At 45.5% G+C, this 24,707-nt stretch carries 24 protein-coding genes and 1 pseudogene; 15 read left to right on the forward strand and 10 right to left on the reverse strand.

Annotated features, from left to right (window positions below; all coding sequences use genetic code 11):
- Window positions 1-90 precede the first annotated feature (90 nt).
- From QUA57_RS20430 to QUA57_RS20440, 3 genes are all read right to left on the reverse strand, one after another.
- The gene (locus tag QUA57_RS20430; protein WP_333063312.1) at window positions 91-1,389 is read right to left on the reverse strand and encodes a CAP domain-containing protein; all 1,299 of its coding nucleotides are present in this window, start codon (window positions 1,387-1,389) and stop codon (window positions 91-93) included.
- Window positions 1,390-1,904: 515 nt separating this feature from the next.
- A complete protein-coding gene (nblB, locus tag QUA57_RS20435; protein WP_333063310.1) occupies window positions 1,905-2,579 on the reverse strand; it encodes a phycobilisome degradation protein NblB in 675 nt (224 codons plus the stop codon).
- Window positions 2,580-2,807: 228 nt separating this feature from the next.
- Window positions 2,808-3,269, reverse strand: coding sequence for a CBS domain-containing protein (locus QUA57_RS20440; RefSeq protein ID WP_333063309.1), 462 nt, complete (start codon window positions 3,267-3,269; stop codon window positions 2,808-2,810).
- A gap of 244 nt (window positions 3,270-3,513) precedes the next feature.
- On the opposite strand from QUA57_RS20440, the gene QUA57_RS20445 reads away from it, so the two are divergent.
- From QUA57_RS20445 to QUA57_RS20455, 3 genes are all read left to right on the forward strand, one after another.
- The gene (locus tag QUA57_RS20445) at window positions 3,514-3,840 is read left to right on the forward strand and encodes a (2Fe-2S) ferredoxin domain-containing protein (RefSeq protein ID WP_333063308.1); all 327 of its coding nucleotides are present in this window, start codon (window positions 3,514-3,516) and stop codon (window positions 3,838-3,840) included.
- A gap of 81 nt (window positions 3,841-3,921) precedes the next feature.
- The gene (gene dacB / locus QUA57_RS20450) at window positions 3,922-5,364 is read left to right on the forward strand and encodes a D-alanyl-D-alanine carboxypeptidase/D-alanyl-D-alanine endopeptidase (RefSeq protein WP_445304495.1); all 1,443 of its coding nucleotides are present in this window, start codon (window positions 3,922-3,924) and stop codon (window positions 5,362-5,364) included.
- Window positions 5,365-5,581: 217 nt separating this feature from the next.
- Window positions 5,582-6,478, forward strand: coding sequence for an alpha/beta hydrolase (locus QUA57_RS20455; protein WP_333063306.1), 897 nt, complete (start codon window positions 5,582-5,584; stop codon window positions 6,476-6,478).
- Between the two features lie 149 nt (window positions 6,479-6,627).
- Here the strand turns inward: QUA57_RS20455 and QUA57_RS20460 are convergent, their stop codons facing one another.
- The gene (locus QUA57_RS20460; protein ID WP_333036912.1) at window positions 6,628-6,852 is read right to left on the reverse strand and encodes a helix-turn-helix transcriptional regulator; all 225 of its coding nucleotides are present in this window, start codon (window positions 6,850-6,852) and stop codon (window positions 6,628-6,630) included.
- Window positions 6,853-6,881: 29 nt separating this feature from the next.
- Entirely contained in the window at window positions 6,882-7,355 is a 474-nt protein-coding gene (locus QUA57_RS20465; protein WP_333036911.1) for a Coq4 family protein, read from the reverse strand.
- Between the two features lie 616 nt (window positions 7,356-7,971).
- Here QUA57_RS20465 and QUA57_RS20470 point away from each other — a divergent pair.
- Window positions 7,972-8,691: a hypothetical protein gene (locus QUA57_RS20470; RefSeq protein WP_333063304.1), complete on the forward strand. Its 720-nt coding sequence runs from the start codon at window positions 7,972-7,974 to the stop codon at window positions 8,689-8,691.
- Between the two features lie 119 nt (window positions 8,692-8,810).
- On the opposite strand, the gene QUA57_RS20475 is transcribed toward QUA57_RS20470, so the two are convergent.
- On the reverse strand, window positions 8,811-10,295 hold the full coding sequence (locus QUA57_RS20475) for a NarK family nitrate/nitrite MFS transporter (RefSeq protein WP_333036909.1): 1,485 nt from the start codon (window positions 10,293-10,295) through the stop codon (window positions 8,811-8,813).
- A 305-nt stretch (window positions 10,296-10,600) separates the two neighbouring features.
- Here QUA57_RS20475 and QUA57_RS20480 point away from each other — a divergent pair, with 305 nt between their 5' ends.
- Window positions 10,601-11,038, forward strand: coding sequence for a hypothetical protein (locus tag QUA57_RS20480; RefSeq protein WP_333063302.1), 438 nt, complete (start codon window positions 10,601-10,603; stop codon window positions 11,036-11,038).
- 174 nt (window positions 11,039-11,212) lie between these two features.
- Here the strand turns inward: QUA57_RS20480 and recA are convergent, their stop codons facing one another.
- Entirely contained in the window at window positions 11,213-12,352 is a 1,140-nt protein-coding gene (gene recA, locus QUA57_RS20485) for a recombinase RecA (RefSeq protein ID WP_333063300.1), read from the reverse strand.
- A gap of 318 nt (window positions 12,353-12,670) precedes the next feature.
- On the opposite strand from recA, the gene QUA57_RS20490 reads away from it, so the two are divergent.
- Both QUA57_RS20490 and QUA57_RS20495 read left to right on the forward strand, forming a co-directional pair.
- Entirely contained in the window at window positions 12,671-14,287 is a 1,617-nt protein-coding gene (locus QUA57_RS20490) for a glycosyltransferase family 39 protein (protein ID WP_333063298.1), read from the forward strand.
- Window positions 14,288-14,652: 365 nt separating this feature from the next.
- The gene (locus QUA57_RS20495; RefSeq protein WP_333063297.1) at window positions 14,653-16,176 is read left to right on the forward strand and encodes a peptide ligase PGM1-related protein; all 1,524 of its coding nucleotides are present in this window, start codon (window positions 14,653-14,655) and stop codon (window positions 16,174-16,176) included.
- Between the two features lie 107 nt (window positions 16,177-16,283).
- Here the strand turns inward: QUA57_RS20495 and lepB are convergent, their stop codons facing one another.
- The gene (gene lepB, locus QUA57_RS20500) at window positions 16,284-16,892 is read right to left on the reverse strand and encodes a signal peptidase I (RefSeq protein WP_333063294.1); all 609 of its coding nucleotides are present in this window, start codon (window positions 16,890-16,892) and stop codon (window positions 16,284-16,286) included.
- 89 nt (window positions 16,893-16,981) lie between these two features.
- On the opposite strand from lepB, the gene QUA57_RS20505 reads away from it, so the two are divergent.
- The 3 genes from QUA57_RS20505 (at window position 16,982) to QUA57_RS20515 (ending at window position 19,034) form a co-directional block, all read left to right on the forward strand.
- Window positions 16,982-18,304, forward strand: a complete 1,323-nt coding sequence (locus tag QUA57_RS20505; protein ID WP_333063292.1) for a dihydroorotase — start codon at window positions 16,982-16,984, stop codon at window positions 18,302-18,304.
- A 61-nt stretch (window positions 18,305-18,365) separates the two neighbouring features.
- Window positions 18,366-18,665, forward strand: a complete 300-nt coding sequence (locus tag QUA57_RS20510; protein ID WP_333063290.1) for a DUF433 domain-containing protein — start codon at window positions 18,366-18,368, stop codon at window positions 18,663-18,665.
- A 30-nt stretch (window positions 18,666-18,695) separates the two neighbouring features.
- Window positions 18,696-19,034 (forward strand): DUF5615 family PIN-like protein, encoded by a 339-nt coding sequence (locus tag QUA57_RS20515; RefSeq protein WP_333063288.1) that lies wholly within the window; start codon window positions 18,696-18,698, stop codon window positions 19,032-19,034.
- A 61-nt stretch (window positions 19,035-19,095) separates the two neighbouring features.
- Here QUA57_RS20515 and tsaE read toward each other — a convergent pair whose 3' ends face one another.
- A complete protein-coding gene (tsaE, locus tag QUA57_RS20520; RefSeq protein WP_333063287.1) occupies window positions 19,096-19,545 on the reverse strand; it encodes a tRNA (adenosine(37)-N6)-threonylcarbamoyltransferase complex ATPase subunit type 1 TsaE in 450 nt (149 codons plus the stop codon).
- A 117-nt stretch (window positions 19,546-19,662) separates the two neighbouring features.
- Window positions 19,663-21,063: a gluconeogenesis factor YvcK family protein gene (locus QUA57_RS20525; RefSeq protein WP_333063285.1), complete on the reverse strand. Its 1,401-nt coding sequence runs from the start codon at window positions 21,061-21,063 to the stop codon at window positions 19,663-19,665.
- A 171-nt stretch (window positions 21,064-21,234) separates the two neighbouring features.
- Between QUA57_RS20525 and QUA57_RS20530 the strand changes: the two genes are divergently transcribed.
- From QUA57_RS20530 to QUA57_RS20550, 5 genes and pseudogenes are all read left to right on the forward strand, one after another.
- Complete coding sequence (locus tag QUA57_RS20530; protein ID WP_333036901.1) at window positions 21,235-22,017, forward strand: ATP-binding cassette domain-containing protein; 783 nt, start codon at window positions 21,235-21,237, stop codon at window positions 22,015-22,017.
- A 100-nt stretch (window positions 22,018-22,117) separates the two neighbouring features.
- Window positions 22,118-23,608: an MlaD family protein gene (locus QUA57_RS20535; protein WP_333063284.1), complete on the forward strand. Its 1,491-nt coding sequence runs from the start codon at window positions 22,118-22,120 to the stop codon at window positions 23,606-23,608.
- A gap of 179 nt (window positions 23,609-23,787) precedes the next feature.
- Window positions 23,788-23,970, forward strand: a pseudogene (locus tag QUA57_RS20540) (hypothetical protein); the annotation flags it as partial.
- Window positions 23,971-24,050: 80 nt separating this feature from the next.
- Window positions 24,051-24,383, forward strand: a complete 333-nt coding sequence (locus QUA57_RS20545) for a hypothetical protein (protein WP_333063282.1) — start codon at window positions 24,051-24,053, stop codon at window positions 24,381-24,383.
- Window positions 24,384-24,435: 52 nt separating this feature from the next.
- Entirely contained in the window at window positions 24,436-24,678 is a 243-nt protein-coding gene (locus QUA57_RS20550; protein ID WP_333063280.1) for a helix-turn-helix domain-containing protein, read from the forward strand.
- The last annotated feature ends 29 nt before the right edge of the window (window positions 24,679-24,707 follow it).

Genomic DNA, 24,707 nt, shown 5'->3' on the forward strand with positions numbered 1-24,707 from the left:
CCGATTATTCTCTCAAAGTTAAACGTAAAGCGCTCTCGTTTTTAGATTTCTGACTTCTCCAAGAAGTCGGGAATCTGGGTATGCTGTTTTTTAGGCGTTGACAAAAACAGAAGATGTAAGCTGACTTTCACTTACACCTTGCACGATGCCCAAATAATTGTTCCCCGACTTAATCGCCGTAGAAGCGACACTTGCCCCTCCATCCAACTGCAAACTCACAGCTTCAAAAGTCAAGTTTGCAAACCCGATACCGTCCGTCAAACCAATTTTATCCCCAGCCCCAAAATCGACGATTACGTCTGCACTTATTAAAGTAGCCGCAGCAGACAAACCTCCTGCTAGGATAAACGTATCATTTCCAGCACCGCCCGTCAGCATATCTTGCCCGCGATCGCCCGCCAACAAATCGGGCCCGTTACCGCCAGTCAAGACATCATCTTCTTTGCCGCCGCGAATAGTATTGTTACCGTCCGATCCGATTAGTCGATCGTTATCGTTATTGCCGCTGATAAAATCATTGCCAACACCGCCTTCAATTGAATCCGACTCTTTGCCACCCGATAAGCTGTCATTGCCGCCTGCGCCATTAATTGTATCCGCACCTTGCATTCCATTAATGCTATCAACACCTTCTCCCCCGGTGATATTGTCTTTGCCGGAAAGGGCAAAAATTGGCAATCCCGCAGCATTTGTCGGTATTTGAGTATCGGCACTATCTGATAGGAAATAATTGCCGTCGCTGGCTGTATTTTTGGGTGCTTGTGTCGGGCTGCCGTCCCCTATAGCGTTGGGTATTGGCGAAGTAATCGATACCGATGTGTTGGGAGTTGGTGTGGGAGTTGGTGTGGGTGTCGGTGTCGGTGTCGGTGCGGGATTGACACTACCGTCAAGAGAAGTCGCAAAAACTTGCGTCCAATAGTGATTCCAATTTTCTGTGCCCGTATCGTCGGCTAAGAAATAGTAACCGATGCCAATTTCTTTGAGATTCGGGTTAAGAATGTTAGCGCGGTGGCCGCTGCTGTTCATCCATGATGATACAACTTGTTCGGGTGTAGAAGAGCCAGCAGCGATGTTTTCTGCCGCCGCTGAGAATTGATAGCCCGTTGCACTAATCCGACTTCCTAATGACGAACCATCTTTTCCGGTATGGGAAAAGAAGTCTTGCAGTGCCATGTTTTGGGTGTGATTTTCCGCAGCATTTAGTAACTGAGTATTTAAGGTTAGCGGGGACAAACTCAATTTACTGCGTTCGATATTGGTAAGTTCTAAAACTCTATTAATAAAGTTTTGATTGGTTGGGCTTGGTGCTACTTGAGAGGCCGATCGCTCTCCTGTTAAAATGTCCAAAGACTCAGAATCAGAAGCGGAATTGGGTAGTTGTTCAAGCATGGGGATGATCAACAGTTTTAAGACTTGGTTTTGCTGGTAGATGGCTTACCGTCTTAACGATAGTTTCCCCGATCGCTAGCTGGCTGGGCACAATTCAATAATTTTGTTAATCCCTGCCGCTGCTCTATTTATTCTAATTATAGCTGTTGTCAAACTGTGGATGTCAAGATCCCAGCTCTGGTTGGGAAAGGGAAGAGTACGCTCGAATTTAAGGAGAATTTCAATGGAATTTGCGATCGCCCGTCGCATCAATACAATTTTAAATTTGAGATTGAAGATTTGAGATTTTTCCTGATTAGTAAGGTTTGCGCTACCCAACCAGCCCGCTGGCTGGCTGGCTAGAAACCCGGTTTCTACAAGTTTTGCAGACAGGAACAAGAAATATAGAAAGAAACCGGGTTTCTGAATTCTGTGTGCGATCGCGAACAGAGTTGTTACTAGAACCCGCACAAAAAATTCTAAATTAATTCAAAATTCACAACCGCGCAGAGTTGTTCGCGATCGCCAAAGCAATCTCAAGATTTCAAACTATTTTCTTGTCCGACTTTAGCTTCCTGAGCAACTTGTTCAACCTCATCTTTGGCGAGAATTTCCAAAGCCGCCTCTGCTTCTTTACCGCCCAACCTCCCGAGAGCTTGAGCTACTCTGTAACGGATCTGCCAATCTGCATTGGAAACGTAGGGAAGCAGCAGTGGCAGCGCCCGTTTATCTCCCAATTCACCTAATGCGCTGATGGCAATGGTTTGGATCAATTCGTTTTCAGAAGTCAGGGCATTTTCTAACATTGGAAAGGCTTTCGGATCTCCCATTTCTCCCAAAGCCGCAATGATGCTCAGTTGCACCAGCCATTCAGAGGTACTGCTATAAACTTGCTGCAAATCTTCTAAAGCATCGGTTAATTTCAATGCGCCCAAAGCATCGGCTGCTGCTGCTTGCACGTCGGGTTCGGGGTCGTTGTTCAGGCTGTTTCGCAGTACCTCTAAAGCGTTCGGCAGATTCTGCGTACCGAGGGTTGATATCTGGCTGACTGCTGCGTAGCGAACCCGGACGTTTTTATCGCCGATCGCAATTTGAATCAGTTTGTAGGCGATTGCGGGTTCTAGTTGCCGCAGTTGGTTGACTGCTCGCAGTCTTTCGCCAAAATCCTCGGAATTCAGCAATTGTTCGACAGACTCAGGGGTAATGCTCATTCGATTTTAAATTTGATAATTGGTAATTGGGAAGAAGGAAGAGGGAAGAGGGAAGAAGGAAGAGGGAAGAAGGAAGAGGGAAGAAGAAGCAAGAAAGAAAAAATTGCTCTGCGTCTATTCCTGACTTCCGTGTCGTGAATCTAGATAATTGGTAATTGCAAAAAGTCAGGGAGATTGAAAGAGCGATCGACTCATTTTTTGATAAAGTCCTGGAACTGCAACCGTTAATTAAGATTCCGCAGCCATCGATCGGATAATATCTCCCCTAGTGAGGATGCCGATTACTTTGCCAGCAGAATCGACCACCGGCAATCGGTGGATGCTGCGATCGTGCATCAGTTTGGCAGCTTCTTGGACAGATTTGTCGGGCCCGATGGTAACGGGTTCTGTACTCATCGCTTCTCCTACTGTTTGTCCTAAAGCCTTGTGCAGATCTCGCTCGTAACGAGATGGATTTTCTAAGTAAATCACGCTGTCAAGCACCATGATGTAAGCGGGGGGAGTTACGCCGGTTTCCCGCCACATCAAGTCGGTTTCGGAGATGACTCCTACCAACACGTCATTCTCATCTACGACGGGAAGACCGCTAATGCGTCGATCGGCTAAAATTTTAATCGCTTCGTTCAAGGGCATTTCGGGTCGCGCCAAGATGGGCTCGCGGCTCATCACATCGGCTACTGTTTTTGGCATGATTAGCGGTTGATTGAGTTGTTGCTCTAAATCGATCATATCGGGAAAGCGCGGCACAGACTGAAGAAAGGCAGATCTGCTGAAGGGATTCGTTAGAAGGTAGAAGGAAGGAAAAAGTTTGAATGCCAGAATTTTGCTGTTTTTTTCGATCGCACTATAAAATTCTGCCGTTTGCCTCCCTCCGGCGAGCGATCGGCTTGAGAAGATTGTTAAGATATCTTAAAGAGCGGATAAATCCTTACCAATGCCAGAATCTCCAGCCCGAGAACCAGACTCCCAACCAGAAGCGCGCTGTGTATTGGTTTGCCAGTATCTATCTTGCCTGAAAAATGGTTCAGCAGCAGTGCTAGCTGCTTTTGAAGCTCAACAAGTTGCAGGGGTGAAAGTTGAGGCTACTAGCTGTCAGGGACAGTGTACCACTGGCCCGACTGTGCGAGTTACCCCGGACGAAATTTGGTATTGTCGAGTTAAACCGAGTGATGTACCTTTAATTGTGGAAGAACACCTCAAAGAGGGAAAACCTGTAGAAGCGCTGTTCAATCCGAGAATTCATGCGCGTTATTATTATTAATATTGACTTGATTCGGTGAAACTTCCAAGCTCTGGCGCATCTAATTTTAATAGTTATTGTTAAGGAACTGCCACTTTGAAAATCCAAGGAATTGCGCTTAGTTTGTTAGTGCTGGTGCTGGGGCGTCCGTCGGCGGTTGCGGCTCAAACGTCGGCGGTTGCAGGGGATATTTGTCCTGGGGAATTGGGAGCGCAAGTAGATGCGATCGCCAATCGTCCCGAATTTAGCCGATCGCGCTGGGGCATTTTGATTCAACCTCTATCTTCTACTACTACTCTCTACAGCCGCGACGCCACCAAATATTTTATTCCAGCATCAAATGCCAAGCTGCTAACTACAGCCGCTGCTTTGCAGAAACTCGGTGCAGATTTTCGGATTAAGACTTCCGTTTACAGCGGCGAAAATGGAAGTTTGTACGTTGCCGGCAGGGGAGATCCGAGCATTGCTGAGGCTCAGTTGAAATCTTTGGCGCAGCAGTTGAAGCAGCGGGGAATCAGTCAAGTTAACCAGTTGATTGGCGATGACAGCTATTTTCAAGGCAGTGCAGTCAATCCGAATTGGGAATGGGAAGACGCGCAAGCTGGCTACGGAGCGCCGATTAACAGTTTAATTTTCAATCAAAACGCGATCGACCTTCTCTTGTCGCCACAGGCGATCGGGCAACCTCTGAAAGTTACTTTTGCCGAACCAAAGCTGGCAAATCAGTGGCAACTTCAGAACAATACTGTTACCGTCGCTCAAAACGAATCTGAGTTTATTGAAGTTGGCCGGGAGTTCGATCGACCTATAATTCGAGTGAGCGGACAGTTGAAAGTTGGTGGCGAACCTGAATCAGCTTATGTCGCAGTTGTCAACCCCGCTAATAATTTTTTGCAGTATTTTCAACAAGCCCTGGTGGCTGAGGGAATTCCTGTTAAACAGAGTTTAGTTGCATCGGCTTCTCGCAATTTAAATCAAGAATTAGCGACCGTTGAATCGCCGCCGCTGGCGGAATTGGTGAGAGAAACTAATCGCGAAAGTAACAATCTTTATGCAGAAGTTTTATTGAGATTGCTGGGAAAAGTTACAGGCAAGATGCCTGTGCCACAAGAGGATACAGGTGAAAGCGGTTTGAAAGAGCTAAAGGCAGTTTTAACTCAATTAGGAGTAAATCCAAACAGCTACATATTAGCCGACGGTTCCGGCTTGTCTCGGCACAATTTAATTACTCCAGAAGCATTGGTAGAAACTTTGAGATTTATGGCCAATTCACCTGCTGCATCGATTTACCGCCAGTCACTGTCGATCGCTGGGGAGAGCGGCACTTTGAAAAATCGCTTTAATAATACACCAAATCGCGTAATGTTGCAAGCAAAAACAGGAACTATGAGCGGAGTTTCGGCGCTGTCGGGATATATCGAAGTTCCGAATTACGAGCCGCTGGTGTTTAGCATTATCGTCAATCAATCTGACCTATCGACTGCAAAAATGCGATCGGCAACGGACGAAATTGTGCTATTATTGAATCGCCTGCGCCGCTGTTAAAACAATACATTTAAGGTGATAAACTTGAACTCAGTAGTTACACCTAAAACACAGGACACCCCAAAACCCTACAAGTTTTAAGTTTAATTAGATTGCAGCGGCGGGGATCGAAAAGCAGCTACAATAAAAGTAGAAAAATTAACACCATTGGGACGTTTTAGCCTGCTACCAGTCGGCGGGTTCTGTACTTCCCGAAAATAAGTCTAACTTTCCAACTATGAATTCTTTCGATTCCGAACAGCAACACATCTTTGTCGAAACCAATAACATCCGCCTGCACTGCGTTTCTCAAGGAGAAGGCGAGCTCGTTCTCCTCCTGCATGGGTTTCCAGAGTTTTGGTACTCTTGGCGTCATCAAATCCCTGCTTTAGCGCGTCATTTCAAGGTTGTGGTGCCGGATTTGCGGGGCTACAACGATTCCGACAAGCCGGAAAGCGGCTATGATTTAGATACGCTGAGCGCCGATATTCGCGGTTTGATTGCGAGCCTCGGTTATACAAAAGCTCACGTTGTAGGTCATGATTGGGGAGGGGCGATTGCGTGGCACTTAGCTCAAAAATTCCCCGAACAACTCAACCGCTTGGCAATTTTAAACGCTCCGCACCCGCAGCGATTCGTGCAGGAAATGGCGAGCAATTTAGATCAAATCCGCCGCAGTTGGTACGTTTTGGCGTTTCAGGTTCCCGGCATTCCCGAATGGTTGATCCGGCAAAACTTGAAAGATTTTGTACACAATGTTTTTCAAGGACAAGCTGTTCGCAAAGGATCTTTTAGCGCTGAGGAAACTAAGATTTATCAGACTGCTTTAGAAAAGCCGGGAGTATTAGCTGCCGCTATCAATTATTACCGGCAGATGTTTCATCCACAGAGGCTTTGGAATTTGGGGCAGAAATTAGAACCTGTGACAGTGCCTACTTTGGTGCTTTGGGGAGAAGAAGATGCGTTTTTGAGCCACAAACTTGTAGAAGGTTTAGACAGATTAATTACTGCTCCGTTTAAGTTGAAATTAGTTCCTCACTGCGGCCACTGGATTCAGCAGGAAGCGCCGCAAACGGTGAATCGAGAATTGCTGAGTTTTCTAAGAAATTCTTCTCGTTCTGTGGCTTTGGCATAGAAGGTTTTAAACATTGCAGATGAAAACCCGGTTTAGCTGTAAAGCCGGGTTTTCATCTGTCTAGGGATAGGTGTTTTTTAGGGTGCGTCGTGCCTAGAGTTTCTGGATTACCAGAGAATTCAAGCTAGCTGACGCACCCTAGTTATTTATTAGTCCCAGAGCAAATTTTCTTGGATCAGCAGTGCAATCATCGCAGTTCTGGAACACACACCGAGTTTGATAAAAATCCGCCTCACGTAAGTAGCAACCGTCCAGTGACTAATATTTAAATTTTTGGCAATACATTTGTTGGGCAGCCCTTGGGCTACTAATTGTGCGATCGCTCTTTCCCGTGGACTCAGGCTAATTTCCGGTTTGTAACTTTTGCTTTGCATACTTTTGCAGTGAGGTAACGAGTTAAAATCTAATCAATTAAGGGTAGAATTCCGAGTTTTTCTCGAACTTCAGATAAAGGAGTTTCCCAATCAGATGCAACGTCCCAATTAATTAGCCGAGTGGCTAATTTTCCGTGTTTTAAGCCTTTGATAATTTGTCCGATCGCGCATTTGCCGCTGATCAGTCCAACTAACACTAAAATCGCACAAGAAGGACGAAATACTTGAGCGCGAGTAAACGCTTGAAGTACCAATTCATCTTCTGTTGAAGCTGAAAGACCGGTCAGCACGTGCCAAACGTCGTGGTTTCGCTGAATCCAGTCTCCCGATGCGATCGGCTCAAAGCCTTGTTCGTCTAGAAATCGCGCCACTTCGCACCCTAATGTTCCTGCTGGCAGTTGGCGCAATTTTGCCAAGTCTATTTCAAAATGTCGATCGCTCTCAATTTGAGGATTAATTGTTTGAGCCATCTTTAATATAACTCCTAATTGACCGTCAGCCATAATTTATTCTCCCTTCAACAATGATTTAAGTTTCGAGCAAATTAATTTATGTTGGTCAAGTTCATTTTTGCGCTGAATCAATACGATTTTTTTACGGGCTGAACTTAGAAATCGTATTTTCTGTCAAAGCAATCGGCTGTCAGGAGCTTTTACATTTCTTTACAAGCATTCTTAGATTTGAAATCTGCTACCTGTAAAAATCGCCCTAGTGTTTGGAATCCCAACTTGACTCACCGGGAAGTACCAGTAAAATCCACAGTATTTAGCGGTGATTGGAACCCCCTTACTTACGTATATGAATTTATTCTGCTGCTAATTATTGGAACCTGCAATGAGTCAGAAGTTGAAGCTTGCAGACCTCGTGATGCAGGTGCATACAAGCGAAGAGAGTTGAAGGGAGCTGAAGTAAGGTGAAGTTATGCAGAGTTGATGTTTCGGAATTACGCAGTAGTGCCAATCCCCCGTGGTTGCCGAATTTGTCGTGGCAATCATGGGGGGTGGCCCGTATGTCGTTAGAATGTAGCTCAAATGAGTCACACTCATTTGAGCGACTTGTCAAATATCTTCACCAACAGCTACAAATAAAGTAGAGATTCATATCATACAAGGTGTTGCTGTGAAAAAACTTTCTATTTTGTTATCCACAGGAGTTGTGTCATTGATTTGGTGCGCTGCTGCTAGCGCTACGACTTATGTTAATCCTAACGGTAAAACTACTTTAAACCTGTCAGAAAAAGGGAACAATCGCAGCGGTTTTTACATTACCAAAGTAGGCAATCGGGAATTTTTGGGCAATATTCAAATTACCCGTTCCGAAGGAGCAGCAGGCTCTTACTATTACAATGGGACTTTCAAAGACAGTGCGAGCGGCCCTGGCCGAAAAATTGTTTGTTCTGGGGATATTATCATTGTTAGGCGTCAAGTTGGAAGGAGCAGCCAATTGGGAGCCGAAGTTACTTGGAAGGTGAAAGGAGGAGAAAATTGTCCTTCTATTGGCCAGACATTTAAAGTAAATTTAGTCGAATCTTTACCGCGTCCTAATGCTAGCGGCGACTATACTTCTAGCAATGCTAATACTTGGCTGGGTCAAACTTCTGGCTTAGGAACTTGGCCGTCTTGGCGAGTCACCTCGCGGGATGGAGAACTCAACTGTCGCCAGACTCCCAATGGAGCAATCAAACAAGTTTACCGCGCGAATCAAGATCCAATTGCTGCTGAACTCAGGGGAACAAATGCAATTAAAATTGAGAATGATCAACCCTGGCTGCTGACAACAAAAGGCTGTTATGTGCGGGCTAATTCTCAATACGTTCAGCCAGTTTCTATGCCACAGTAAGTGACCAAAGTGATAAATAAACTGCTGCTCATCTCAAAGCATGACTTCTTAAATAAAGAAGTCATGCTTCTGGGTGTTCTGTTTTTTTAACTTGTTCTACTTAAAACCTAATTTGCCATTTAGTGGCCCAGCAGCAAAGCTTCTTCTGCCAAATCTTGGCTTTCAATAACCTTTGGTTCCTTCAGGATAAAAACACAAAGGAAGCACACAATTACAGCCGCAATTCCGAGTAGCTCAAAGAAGCTGCGGTTGCCTGCCACTGTTTGGGGCAGAAAGCTATAAATGGTCGCATAAATTACAGAGCCGACACTGCCGTAAGCACCGATGTTGCCGGCAATTTGACCAGTTGCTTCTGGTTTAATTAAGGGGGCGATGCCAAAAGTTGCGCCGGCTGCGGCGAAGACAAAGAAGGCACATAACATGGTCATGATAATCACAATTGCTAAATGCCAGTTGGCGCTAATTTGGCTCATTATTAAATACCCCAATCCCACTCCGCCCGTCATGACTGTCAGCGTCCATTTGCGGCTGCCGATTTTATCAGAAATTAAGCCTCCGGCTGGACGGCTGACCAAGTTCATCAGCGGATAGCTAGCAGCTAGAGGCCCGGCGATCGCATGATTTAGATTAAAGGTGTGTTCAAAAAATTCCGGTAACATGGAAACCACAGCGAGCTCTGAACCAAAGCTGACTGCATAAGCTAATTCTAATACGAATACTTGACTGATTTGATAGCGTTCTTGAGGTGGGTAATGTTTTTGACCGGTGACAACTTCTCGGTTAACTTCCCAGGCTTTGTAAGCCTGAATTAAATAGAGTGCTGTCAAACTAATCCAAACAGCGTACATCACATTTGCCGTCAGAAAATTTGCTTTCTGCAAGCGCCACACAATCAAAGCTAAGGCACCAAATAGAGGAATATTGGTCATCGACAGTGCCCAAAAGCTTTTGGCGCTGGTGACTTCCATTGCGCCGTTGCGGGCGGGGCGCTGATAGACTTTGCCGGGAGGAGTGTCTTGAACGTTGCAGTAAAAAATGACTCCGAAAACTGCTGTGGCAATTCCAGTAAGGGCGATCGCCAGCCGCCAATTTGTGTGTCCGACTGAGAGAAAAGCTGTTCCTGCCGCGATCGCCGGTAACGCTGCTTCTGCGGCAAAAGAGCCAAAGTTGCCCCAGCCTCCATAGATACCTTGAGCGAAGCCGATATCTTTTGGGGGGAACCATTCGGCAACTAAGCGAATGCCAACTACGAATCCAGCGCCGACAATTCCCATTGCCAAACGGCTCAAAACCAACTGATTGAAGTTTTGGGCAAAGGCGAATGCCAGTGTAGGAAATGCTGCATACACCAGGAGTGAAGAGAAGGTGATGCGAGGCCCGAAGCGATCGAGCAACATCCCGATAATAATACGTGCAGGAATTGCGAAAGCTAAGTTACATAAACTGATGATTCTGGCTTGCCCAACTGTCAATCCCAAATCGTGCTGCACCGTTGTGCTGAAGGGTGCGTAGTTGAACCACACTACGAAAGTTAAGAAAAAAGCAAACCAACTCAGGTTCAGAATCCGAAAAGGTCCTCTGAACGATAAAAGCCCTTGAAGCATATATAACAACTTGTCCTAATAAATAATACAGATTATTAATTTCGAGTTGACTTTCTAACTGTTTGGGGTAACGGTTTATTTACTTTCGCGCTTTTATCCGTTGCGTTCCAATTCAAGTGGATGTCCAGAGGAAAAATTGTATACAAAGTTACTGTTTATCCTCAAAACGCCAGTTCGCGCATCGAATTGATGCGGCTATTGCATTTAAGTCTAAATTTAGTAATAAATACTTATTGCGTTAAAAATCAAAAAAATGTATATTTGAATACAGAAATTAAATTAATTATAAAAACAGGTAAGTAAAAATGCTTGTACGCTTAACCGAAATAGAAACCCAGCAAGGCGATCCCCACTCAACCAGTGCCATGAACAACGGATTAAAGGTTAAATCAAGACTTTTTAGTTTTCTGACAGTATGTGTAGCAGTGGCTGGATGCTTGGGAACTGCTCCTGGGGCGATCGCCCAGGAAGCTCAACCGCAAGTAAAAGCACAGGCTATCGAGCAATCCAATCAGCAGACAGTCAACAGCACGACAAGTCAACCTACTGCTGCGCCTCAATTCGATGCAGCAGCGCAAGAAGAAATTGCTCAGATGTTGCTGGGATTTATCTATTTTGTGTTGCCAGTGGGTGTGGGCTTAACTATTTTTCTGCACGACAAATATGCTCAGAAGCGCTCTGCTACTCTCAACCAGCAGATAGAAGTTTTAGAGATTTCCTTGCACCAAACTCCTCAACATTAAACAACGTCGTGAAATACTCTTCTTTTAGAACCCCGACTTCATCGAAGAAGTCGGGGTTCTTTGTATTCTCTCAAATGCTTTAGCCCGACATCTTAAAAAAACAGAATAAACAGAGCCCCGACTTCTTTAAAAAGTCGGGGCTCTAACAGCTATCGGATTTATTAACTAAAAGATTTAGATTTCTTCCAAATCCTCTACATCTTCTACATTGTTTAGATCTTCTACATTGTCTAGATCTTCTGCATCCTCATCCTCATTGTCAACAGGGGCAACAGAATTAGCAGAAACCACAGCACCAGTCTCAAGTTTCTTTTTAACTAGCTCCTCAATTTCATTTTTGAAGTCGGCATTTTTCTCCATGTGTTGGATCACTTTGTCTCGTCCTTGAGCTATGTTTTCGCCGTTATAGCTATACCAAGAACCTTTTTTGATAATTACTCCCATTTCGTCTGCCAAGTCAGTAAGACAGCCTAAGGTAGAAATGCCTTTGCCAAATACAATGTCAAATTCGGCAATGCGGAAAGGCGGAGCAACTTTATTTTTAGCAACTTTAACTTTCGTGCGGTTGCCGTACTCTTCTGTGCCTTTTTTCAAGGTTTGAATCCGGCGGATGTCGAGTCGCACGCTGGCGTAGAATTTGAGCGCGTTACCGCCAGTTGTGGTTTCGGGGTTGCCGTAAGTTACGCCGATTTTCTGCCGCAATTGGTTGAGGAAAATGACGGTACAGCCAGATTTGCCGATATTACCAGTGATTTTCCGCAAAGCTTGGCTCATCAAGCGCGCTTGCAAACCCATGTGGGAGTCGCCCATGTCGCCTTCGATTTCGGCGCGTGGGACGAGGGCGGCTACGGAGTCAATTACTACGATATCGACGGCGACGGAACGCACGAGTTGATCGACAATTTCTAGGCCCATTTCGCCGGTATCCGGCTGGGAAACTAATAGATTTTCAATATCGACGCCTAAAGCTGAGGCGTAGGTGGGATCGAGGGCGTGTTCGGCATCGACGAAGGCTGCGATACCGCCGGATTTTTGGACTTCGGCGATCGCGTGGAGGGCTAGAGTGGTTTTACCGGAACTTTCCGGGCCGTAAATTTCAATGACTCGGCCTTTTGGCAAACCGCCGCCCAAAGCAATGTCCAGTGTCAGGGCTCCGGTGGAAATGGTTTCTACCCTCATGCGAGTGGAGTCTCCCAATCGGACGATCGCTCCTTTGCCAAAGCTGCGCTCGATTTGGGACAGTACGGAAGTTAGAGCTTTTTGCTTTTCTGAGTTTTCAGTGGAAGTTTTTATAGACGTTTCTTTTTTTGCCATTTGCGGTACGCGGGTAGACCCCTTGCGGAGCTTGTTGATTAACTGTACAACACGTATGTTAGCAGTTATTTTTGGGGTCTGGAGGTTCTGGGAGGATCTGGTTGAAGATTCTTGATTTTGGGGAGGGCTCAGCCAGAGCCAGCTTTTTGAACGCTCTGATATATAAAGTATTCCGCATCCGGCAGAGGGTAGAATTATTGTCTGTTAGAGGATGTACTGGGTATCGATCGCTCTCGGAGTGCGGTTTACGATGATCTACAGTTCCAAATTCCGTGAAGCGTAGCTATCCCGGAGGGAATCGCCACAATTAGGACAAGCATGGGATCTACAACACATCAAGACACATCTGTTAATACCAAAAATTCCCGCTGGCTGATGAGCTTATTGGCGATCGGCATTTTACTAGGTATCGGATTTCGGTTTTTTGAGCTCGATCGCAAACTTTACTGGCACGACGAAGCTTACACATCAATCCGCGCCGCTGGTTTCACCCGTCAAGAAATCGACGACGAACTATTCCAAAACCGGATTTTCCCCGCACCACAATTGCAAAAATATCAGCGGATTAAACCGGGAAGTACAGAAGCAGACACAATTCGTTCTTTAGCACTAGAAGACCCGCAGCATCCGCCTTTATACTTTCTCATGGCTCGTTGGTGGATGCAGCAATTTGGCAGTTCTCTAACAGCATCCCGCACTTTGCCAGCGATATTGAGTTTGCTGTCGCTGCCTTTGATGTACGTGTTAGCTCAGGAACTTTTCGCCTCGAATTTGGCTGCGTTATTAGCAACAGCACTTGTGGCTTTATCTCCCTTTGACATATTGTTTGCTCAGACCGCAAGGCAGTACAGTTTGCTGACAGCAACAGTTATTGGCAGCAGTTGGCTGCTGCTAAGAGCAGTGCGGTTGCGGGGTTGGCAAGATTGGGTATTTTACTCGCTGGCGATCGCCTTTGGTTTCTACACTCACCCTTTCTTCAGTTTAACACTCATTGGACACGGAGTTTTTATAATTTCTTACTGGTTGTTTGTCAAAAAAACAAAATTGCCAGGTCACGTAACTAATTCCCAATTTTTCTTAGCAGTAACAGCAGCTTTAATATTGTATATCCCCTGGATTTACGTGCTGGCGACAAACCTGGAACGAGCATCAGCTACGACAGATTGGACGCGAGTATCTCCGGGTTGGCTGTATCTTGTCAAATTGTGGACACTCAGCTTTACAGCCTTATTTTTTGACTTCGACTTTGAGTTTAATAATATTTGGACTTATCTGCTGAGATTGCCATTTTTGTTGTTAATCGCGGCAGCCCTTTACACAATCTGCCGCAGGGTTAGCACTTCAACTTGGCTGTTTATTGTAACATCAATTTTTGTACCTTTTTTGATACTGGCATTACCGGATCTAATCCTAGGTGGCAAACGTTCCGCCGTCAGCCGCTATCTGATTTCCTGCTTTCCCGGAGTGCAGCTAGCAGTTGCTTACTTGATCGCCAGTAACGTGAAAACTCAGCAGCGGTTTTGGCAAGTCATTTTAGCCTTGGTATTTACAGCAAGTGTAGCCTCTTGTACAGTTAGCGCTTTTTCTGATACTTGGTGGAGCAAAGACTTGAGCTATTTTAATGCTGAAGTTGCGAAAATTATTAACAAAGAGGCGATAGCTAATCGGTCGATTAAAGATACAATTGTAATTAGCGATCGCGGCAACGATTTTACGAACATGGGAGATTTGCTGTCTCTGAGTTATTTGCTCGACAAAGACGTGAGGCTGATGCTGATGAGCCAGTCGCCAGATATGGAGATGCTGAACAAATATTCGGCTCCCCTGGTGTTCCGCCCTTCGGAAAAATTGCGATCGGCACTCAAGCAAAATCAACGCCGCTTAGAGCCAATTTTGCAGTATGCCAGACTTTTTCGAGCGCGGCGAGCTTCTTAGAGAAGATTGACAGAAATTGACGATCGTCCCCGGTAGGGTACGTCAGTCGATTTTAGATTTTAGATTTTAGATTTTAGATTTATTCCACAGATGAATCTGGGAGATTAAACTTTGGTCTAAAATTTTTGGAGATTCACGACAGGAGTAAGTGGCACAGTATCGGTTTTTGGGCGGGGTCAGAAAAAACTGTTTGAGTTGCCTCAAATATTTCGACTGAGGCACCTTAAATCACTATTTGGGCATTTTTGTCAATATTCGCGTTAAGATCCGTCATAAAAAAAAACTGTGTGAGTTGTCTCAAGTATTGGGGCTGACACACCCGACATCATCAGCAATAATTATTTGAATACTTAGGATAAAAAGCAATGCAAGAGTTAAATAATTCATCTTCCGAATCCGCGCAGAAGTTTCGCAATCTTCAGACAGAATTACGCGAACGTTGGCGAGCGATAGAAGAATTCGACAGCGGAGATTGTGACATTATTATCATTCCTTCTGTCAGCTTAGATCAGCAAGAAATGCGGAAAATTGAGGGTGCTTACCACTACGAAGAGCGGCATTTATTTTCATTGATCCGCCTGCGAAACCCCCGCACGCGCTTAATTTACATTACCTCGGAACCCTTGCACCCGATGATTGTGGATTATTACCTGCAATTGCTGCCGGGAATTCCATTTTCTCACGCGCGCGATCGGCTTTTGCTGTTCAGTGCTTACGATGCTTCTGCCAAATCCCTCACCCAGAAAATTTTAGAGCGCCCCCGCTTGATGGAGCGCATTCGTCAAGCAGTGCGGCCGACAAAATCTTATATGGTTTGTTATAACTCGACGCCCTTAGAACGCGAGTTATCTGTTAAATTGGGGATTCCTTTGTGGGCCAGCGATCCCGATCTGTTATACTGGGGAACAAAAAGCGGCAGCAGGCAAATTTTCCAAGAATGTGGCGTGCCTTATCCTGACGGTTCCGAGTTGGTTTGGAATGCGGAAGATTTAGCAGAAGCTGCCGCTCAATTGTGGGAACGGCAGCCGGATTTGCAGCGGATGGTAATTAAGTTAAATGAAGGTTTTTCGGGGGAAGGAAATGCAATTCTAGATCTGCGTTCCCTGACAAGTAAAGCGCCTCATGAAAGAGCGAAGGCAATTGGGGATTGCTTCCATAATTTGCGCTTTCAATCCACAGGCGAAACCTGGGAAAATTTTAGCAGCCGCATTCCCGAATTAGGGGCAATTGCCGAAGCATTTATCGAAGGAGAAGAAAAGTTCTCGCCCAGTGTTCAAGGCAGAATTATTCCCAGCGGGGAAGTAGAAATCCTCTCCACTCACGACCAGATTTTAGGAGGCCCAGACGGCCAAATTTTCTTGGGTTGCCGATTTCCTGCGGACGAATCTTACCGGCTGGCGTTGCAAGAATTGGGATGGAAAGTCGGGCAAAACTTAGCTAAAAAGGGGGCTTTAGAGAGATTTGGAGTAGATTTTCTCGCTGTAAAGCAATCCGATGGGAAATGGGATCTTCAAGCAATAGAAATTAACTTACGTAAAGGAGGCACAACTCATCCGTTTATGGCTTTGAAGCTGTTAACAAACGGTCGGTACGAGCGTACTAACGGATTATTTTACAGCCAGCAGGGCCGTCCGAAATATTATGTCGCTTCGGACAATTTGAAAAAAGAGCGCTATCGGGGATTATTACCGAACGATTTGATGGATATTATTGCTGACAATCAACTGCACTTTGACAGCGGCACAGAGACGGGCAGCGTGTTTCATTTAATGGGTTGTTTGTCGGAGTTTGGCAAATTGGGACTGACGAGTATCGGCAATTCGCAGCAAGAGGCAGAGGAGATGTATAACAAAGTGGTGAAAGTGCTCGATCGCGAAACATCGTACTAAATTTGCTGGAATGGCAGCACGATCGGAAGTTAAGCCAATTTTAAATTTTGACCTTCATTAATCTGTAGTAGTAAGGTGCGCCTAGCGCACCCTACTGAGGGTTGTAGCTAATTTTTAGCGGGATAAAGGGGCGTGGGGTCGATCGAACCTGTACGGTTGAGTGGCCAAAAACGCACAATTGCCCTACCGATAATATTTTGCTTGGGCACAAAGCCCCAATAATGGCTGTCACAGCTTGCGTTGCGGTTGTCGCCGAGCACCAAGTAAGAATTTGGAGCTACAACTACAGGCCCGTAGGGATACTGCGGAATTTCTTCAATATATTTTTCCTGTAGCGGCTGCTTGTTAATAAAAACTTTTCCCTCTTTGACTTCCACACTGTCCCCCGGCAGTCCGATCACTCGCTTGATATAGGCATCTTTGATCGGTGGCGGCTGTCCCGTACACAAACTAGCCGGGTCAGGAGGCATAAATACGATAATATCTCCTCGCTGGGGCTCTTGGAATCGATAGCTTACCTTATCTATAATTAATCGATCGTTAATTTGTAAGGTAGGGAGCATCGATCCCGTGGGAATGTAGCGTGCTTCGGCAACCAGGGTGCGGATACCAAAGGCTAAAAAGGCTGCTAAGCCGATCGTCTTAATTCCTTCGATCCAAGGATTTTCGGTGTCTTGCGGAGGTTTTTCGTCGGCTGACTTGTCTAGACGAGTCATAGGGTATTGTAGTGACTGAGCTGGATATAAATTATAAACTTAATAATGCTTCCATGCTAGCACGCTGTTTACTCAATTAATGATATCTTATGACTCCCCAATCAAGTTTGTTAATCCGTCGCGCTCGCATTCTTTTGCCCAATGGTGAGTTTTTGGTAGGAGATGTGCAAATCTGCGATGGCCAAATTGTCAAAGTTGCTGCTGAAATTGTCGAATCTGGCGATCGAGAAATAGATGCCAAAGGCTTAACTCTGTTACCCGGAGTAATTGATCCCCAGGTACACTTCCGGGAACCGGGTTTAGAACACAAGGAAGACTTATTTACCGCTAGCTGTGCTTGCGCTAAAGGCGGCGTGACATCGTTTCTGGAAATGCCGAATACGCGACCTCTGACCACAACTCAAGCTGCCTTAGATGATAAACTAAGTCGCGCTGCCGAGAAGTGTTTGGTGAATTACGGCTTTTTTATTGGTGCAACGCCCGAGAATTTGCCTGATTTGTTGAATGCGAATCCGACTCCGGGAATTAAGGTGTTTATGGGTTCGATGCACGGTCAGCTTTTGGTCGATGGAGAAGCAACTTTAGAGGCGATTTTTGCCAAGGGCGATCGACTAATTGCGGTACACGCAGAAGACCAAGCTAGAATCAATCAGAGGCGTCAGGAATTTGCCGGGATTTCCGATGTTGCCGTACACTCGCAAATTCAAGACAATCAAGCAGCTTTATTGGCAACTCAATTAGCAGTAAAACTTTCTAATAAATATCAGCGCCGACTGCACATTCTGCACCTTTCAACGGGGGATGAAGCTGAGTTTTTGCGCCAGGAAAAACCGAGTTGGGTGACAGCAGAAGTGACGCCGCAGCATTTGTTGTTAAATACCAGCGCCTATCAAAAAATTGGCAGTTTAGCTCAGATGAATCCGCCTTTGCGCGAACCCCGCGATAACGAAATACTTTGGCAAGCTTTACTCGACGGCGTAATTGATTTTATCGCCACCGATCACGCGCCGCACACATTAGCAGAAAAAGCTCAAGAATATCCAAATACGCCGTCGGGAATGCCGGGAGTCGAAACTTCTTTGCCTTTGATGCTGACGCAAGCCGTAGAGGGAAGATGTACAGTTGCTCAAGTTGCTAATTGGATGTCGGCTGCAGTTGCTAAGGCTTATAAGATTCCCAACAAAGGGGCGATTGCTCCGGGTTTTGATGCCGATTTAGTCTTAGTTGATTTGGAGAACTACCGCCCGGTGGTCGGAGCAGAGATGGCGAGCAAGTGCGGCTGGAGTTCCTTTGAAGGTTGGAGTTTGACTGGATGGCCAGTTGTGACTGTTGTTGGAGGAAAAGTTGTTTTTGAGAAGGGTAAATTGGATACAAATGTGAGGGGAGAAGCCTTGACATTTGACCCTGAGTAAGCATTGATTTAACTCAAGCGTTATAATTGGGTATTCCTGCCTCGCAAAGGCGATTTTACCCATGCTCCTCGAAGAACTAGAAACACAACTCCTGGCCTTAACTCCGACTGAGAAAGCTGAAGTCATCCGGCTTTTAACCCAAAGTTTAAACAATAGTTGGCCAGGAATTACCAAAACTCCTGACGTGTGTGGTGGCGATGCTTGCATTGCCAAAACTCGCATCCCAGTTTGGCTGCTTGAAAGTTTTCACCGTGAAGGTTCAAGCGATGCTGAACTTCTACAATTTTATCCCCATCTCAGCGCAGTCGATCTAGTCAATGTTTGGACTTATGCTGATGCACATCTGGAGGAAATCGAATAAGCAATCTGCAAGAATGAGGAAGCCTGAGTCATGCTGAATTTGTATGCAGACGAACAATTTCCTTTGCCCGTTGTGCAATTGCTGGGCGCTTTTGGTCACGATATCCTGACTGTTCAGGCAGCAGGAAAAGCAGGACTTGAGATTCCAGATCCAGAGGTGCTAGCATTTGCTATAAGCAAAGATAGAGCTGTTTTGACATTAAATCGGTTTGATTTTATCGGACTGCACAACCGACAGCCAGACCACTTTGGTATTATTGTTTGTACCAAAAATCGGAATGTAGAAAGGCTGGCAATACGCATCAATGATGCTATTACTGGTGAAGAAACTTGGAGGGCTAAATTGATTCGTGTCAACCGTCCGCAGTAAGTACGCGCGAGCGAAGCTATCTTCCCGCAGGGGTTCCGGAAGGGTAGGGAATCGCCCTTTCTCAAATTTCCCATTGCCAATCCAATAAGTCGCCATTACCAATTACTTCAGCTTGCCGCCCGTTATCGAGATAACTTAAAGAAATGTCCAAATAATTTTCTGGTTTGTACTGCAATCTTTCCGCCCATTCGATCGCCACAATTCCCAAATCCGTTTCTAACCCGTCCCAATAACTTTCTAAATGCAAAGCCTCCACTTCTTCGGGTTCTAGTCGATACAAATCTAGATGATACAGCGGAATTCGCCCTCCAAAATACTCGTTAATCAGCGTGAAAGTAGGACTTTCGATCGAGTCTGAGATTCCTAAACCTTCAGCGATGCCTTGAACCAAGGTAGTTTTGCCCGCACCTAAATCTCCTTGTAATAAGATTACAGTGCCGGCGGGGAGCGATCGACCTAACGCAACACCAAACTTGCGCGTAGCCTCAGAATCGGGAAGCAAAGTTTTCATGTCAATAATTAGTCATTAGTCATTTGTTATTTGTTATTTGTTACTCGCTGGCAGCCAATAACCAATAACCAATAATATTAGTCAACAGTCAACACTCAACAGTCAACAGTCAGCAGCTTAAATGTTCTGCGCGCGGCCGTACCAACGCAGCAACATCCCCGCCAACCTTTGCGAATTGTGGCGAATTAAACCCGTATTTTCATCTTCATCCATGACATTGGCGATGACAACTCGTCGCCCCAATTTCGTCACGGCTTCTCGATCGAGCACAACCGGATAAGAATTCTCCTGAGAATAGCGGATCAAAGCCTTTGCAGAAGGGACTTTTCCTTGAACTACTACAGCATCGAACAGCGGCCGGCCGCAAGCGCGGTCGATCGCCCGAATGTGGTCTGCAACACTGTATCCGTCAGTTTCCCCCGGCTGAGTCATAATATTGCACACATAAATGCGCGGAACTTCGCTGTGGGCGATCGCATCAGCAATTTCCGGCACCAACAAATTCGGAATGACACTCGTATAAAGACTCCCCGGCCCAATAATAATAAAATCCGCTTCCCGAAGACCTTCCACAGCCCTTGGTAATGCCGGAGGATTAGCAGGATTACAGCCTATTTTGAGGATTTGCCCGTTAGCTTTTGTAATGTTGGACTCCCCCTCAATCCTGCGGCCGTCAGCGAGTTCTGCCCACAAAGAAACATCGCTCAGAGTAGCCGGCAGCACCTCTCCCCTCACTGCTAAAACTTTAGAACTTGCCGCGATCGCCTGTTCCAAATCTCCAGCAATATCGCTCATCGCCGTCAAAAACAAATTCCCAAAACTGTGACCCACTAAACCGTCACCAGCCCGGAAACGATATTGAAATAACTCAGTCAATAACTTTTCCTCATCTGCCAAAGCAGCCAAACAATTGCGAATGTCTCCCGGCGGCAATACCCCAATTTCCCGCCGCAGCCGCCCGGAAGACCCGCCATCATCCGCCACCGTGACAATAGCAGTGATTTTGGCGCTGTAATCCTTCAATCCCCTGAGCAAATTAGAAAGACCCGTACCGCCCCCAATTGCCACAATTTTCGGGCCGCGGTTCAAGCGACGGTGGTTGAGGAGTCGATCGACCAGTTCCTCGTTGCCTTCGGGCATCAGCACTTGGGTAATAGAGTTCAAACTGCGAGTTTGTCCCCAAAGAATTAATAAAATCCCGCCAGCAATGATGATCGGGCCTGACACGTAATTGGGAATAACTTCCGCAATCCACGCCAAAAAATTTCTCAATAATTGCAATAAGAAGAAAATGGGAGTCATCCCAGTCCAAATTGCTAAACCCAAAGTGGCAAGTACCACGCCGCTGGCACTAATCAGCAGCCACCGTTTCACTAACAGTCCGGGGGCTAACCACTTAAACCACTGGTGAACTCGCCCGTTCCGCAAAGAAGGGGGGTAAGGATTTCTGGATTGGGCAAAAACCTGCTTGGCTTTAGCCAAGACGCGGAGGGCTTTAGGAAGTGAACTAATTGACATGGTTAATTAGTCTTAAGGGTATTGGAACAGCTCGATCTGACAAATTTACAATACAAGAGAGTTTTGATTCTGGCAGTCAATTGAAGTAATTAGTGATTAGTCATGAGTCATGAGTCATGAGTCATTAGGTAGACTGATGACTGAGGACTGACAACTTATTGATAACATCCTATGGCAGAGCCACTAATCGAACTCAAAGGGGTAAGTAAGTCCTTCGGCCAGAACCCGATCCTCGATCGAGTCGATCTGAGGATTTATCGGGGAGAGGCCCTGGCAATTATTGGTCCTTCCGGGACGGGGAAATCTACGATTCTGCGGATAATTGCGGGTTTGTTGGCCCCGGATGCCGGTGAGGTTTTTGTTCAGGGACAGCGCAGGGTCGGATGGGTGGACGACGTGGCAGATCCGATCGGAATTGGGATGGTGTTTCAGCAAGCGGCTTTGTTTGATTCGCTGACGGTGGAGGAGAATGTCGGTTTTTTACTTTACCAGCATTCTAAGCTGCCGCGCCGCCGCATTCGGGAATTGGTGGAGGAAAAGTTGGAGATGGTGGGTTTGCCGCGAATTGGCGAACGCTATCCAGCGCAGTTGTCTGGGGGAATGAGGAAGCGGGTAAGTTTTGCCCGCGCTATCATGGCGAATCCTGATAATGACAGGGATAATCCAGAGGTTTTGCTGTACGACGAACCGACGGCGGGTTTAGATCCGATTGCTTCGACGGTAATTGAAGATTTAATCAGGGACTTGCAGGCTGCCCAAGGTGTTTGCAGCACTTATGCGATCGTCACTCACCAAGACAGTACCATCCGCCGCACTGCCGATCGCATCGTATTTCTCTATCGAGGCAAAGTGCAGTGGGAGGGAACTGTCAGCGATATTGCATCGACAGATAATTTACTGATCCGACAATTTTTTAGCGGCAGTGTTACTGGCCCAATTCAAGCGCTTGGATAGTCAGCCAATTTTAGATTTTAGATTTTAGATTTTAGATTTTAGATTGAAATGACCGATGATGAATGACTAATAACCAATGACCAATGACTGAGGAGAAAATATGCAATCGCGAACTGTAAGAGAAGGTTCTGTCGGGTTCTTAATTTTAGTAGGAATCGGTTTATTTGGCGGCTTAGTGCTCTGGCTGCGGGGCGTGCAGCTAGGGAACCGCAGCTACAAATTCGCCGTAGAATTTGGCAGCGCCCAAGGAATGCAAATAGGCACGCCCATCAGGTATCGCGGGGTTGCAGTCGGTAAAATTACCGCCCTCAAACCGGGTTCCAACGGCGTAGACGTGACGCTGGAGATTGCCCCCGGTACTTTAGTGATTCCCAGGGATGTTACGATCGAAGCGAATAAATCGGGTTTAATTGGCGAATCGTCGATCGACATTACCCCCAACTCGATTTTGCCAGAATCGTTACTTACCGCCAATCCCGTTAGTGCCGACTGTCCCCCGGAGATAATCTGCCAAAATGCGCGCTTAAAAGGTCAAGCTGGAGTCACTATCGACGAACTAATTCGATCCACAGTCCGCCTAGCTAATTTCTACACCGACCCCGCGCTGTTCAACAATATTAAATCCCTCGCCGAAAATACAGCCAACACAGCTAAAGGTGCAGCTAAACTCACTCAAGATTTATCGAATTTAACTCAAACTGCCCAAGCCGAAATAAAAACTTTGAATCAAGATGTAAGGCGAGACATTGGGAGCTTAAATCAATCTGTAAAAACCGAAATAGCAAGTTTAAATCAATCGTTAAAGGGAGAAGCCAGCAGTTTAAATCAATCATTAAAGGGAGAAGCCAGCAATTTAAATCAATCGCTAAAAGCAGAAATATCCGGAGTCGCCACTGATATTTCTAAAGTAGCAGCTACGGCGGACACTTCCACAAAAGCCGTATCTGCCGCTGCGATAAATTCTGCTAATTCAGTAACTCAAGCAGCAAATCAAGTTACATTAACAGCCAACCAACTCAATTCTTTAGTAACAACAAACCGTGCCAGTTTAGTCTCTACTCTGAATAACATCAATCAAAGCAGTCAGGAACTGCGGGTAGCTGTCAGCAGTTTGAGTCCAACAATTAATCGCATCAACCAAGGACAATTGCTGAACAATTTAGAAGTTTTATCAGCGAATGCTGCCCAAGCTTCTGGTAATTTGCGAGATTTATCCAGCCAGGTAAACAATCCCGCCACTTTGCTATTATTGCAGCAAACTCTAGATTCTGCACGAGCTACATTTCAAAACGTGCAGAAAATTACTTCCGACGTGGATGATTTGACAGGAGATCCGGCTTTCCGCAACAACATTCGCAGGTTGTTCAACGGATTGGGAGGCTTATTGGGTTCGACAGAACAACTGCGACAGCAAGTTAAAGTGACTCAAACATTAGCTCCCCTTTCTGAGAAAGTAAATGCGAGTAAACCTGCTAGAAATCAATCAGTAGAGCCTGGATTTCCCAGCTTGCAAAAACAGCCAAAATTGCCTGTTATACCTTCTAAAAATGCAAGGTCAGCAGAACCAGTGGCTCCCGAAAATACTCCTTAAAACAGGGTATTATTGAATAACCGCCATTGCAAGATTCGCGACTTCCTCTAGTTAGTTAGGTGGGCAATACGCACTCCGATTAAAGCTATTTAATAAGGTGTGGCTTTGGCATCCGGCATTAAAGTTATTGTCAAAATCCTATTAACAAAAAGCTCTTTCTCTCGAAACAAGGAAAACCCCTGACGCCAACATTATCGAAACCGGAAAAAACCAAAACCAAGTATACTATAACTTGGGAAAAATTGCCAGATGACTTTAAATTACCCGACGAGCCCGTGGAAAACATCGATCAACCACTTTTAGCTGCGGCCCTCCGAGAAGCCTTGGATCTGGCAGGATTTATCCTAGCTTCAATGCTAATATAGCAATCCTAAATGATTCACAAAATTTTACAAATAACTTATAATGGTTAGGTAGTCTAATAATTAGAGATGGGATATTAGTGAAACAAAATGATAGGTCTAAGCAGCAATCTTTAAAAGAGCTAAGTGATTTTATCAATAGCAACCCCGATCCGAGAGAATTGAAGCGATCAATGTCCGTAATGATGTGGATTGAGGGCGTACCTTGTTGTGACATTCAAAAAATATTAAATGTATCAGCAACATTTGTCAGTCAAGTCAAAATGAAATTTATCCAACATGGAGTTAAAGAATTAAAACTGAGATATCAAGGGTCAAAAGCATATCTAAGTCGAGAAGAGCGCTCGGAAATTATCAATTACTTAGAGGCTCAAGAGTATTTGAGCTTACAGCAGCTTCGGGAATATATATAGCAATCCTAAATGATTTATGAGATAATAGCTAGAATCACTACATAATTTCTCTATGTTACAAGAGTTAACGGAATTTATCCAATCTAATCCCGATCCCCGTGAGTTGAAACGAGCAATTACCGTCCAAATGAAGCTTAAAGGATATAAGCAACGAGAGATTCAGGAAAGTCTATCAGTCAGTTCTGGTTATATAAGTAAATGGAGTCAGATATTTACCATGCAAGGTCTATCTGCTCTCAAGCTGGCTTATACAGCCGATTCCAGGTTTATGAAGTACAGTAGCAGCAGCTTGTAAACCAGTTTTTAAAGTGCTGTGGATTAACC

The organism is Microcoleus sp. Pol7_B2, from assembly GCF_036701035.1.
GTDB lineage: Bacteria > Cyanobacteriota > Cyanobacteriia > Cyanobacteriales > Microcoleaceae > Microcoleus.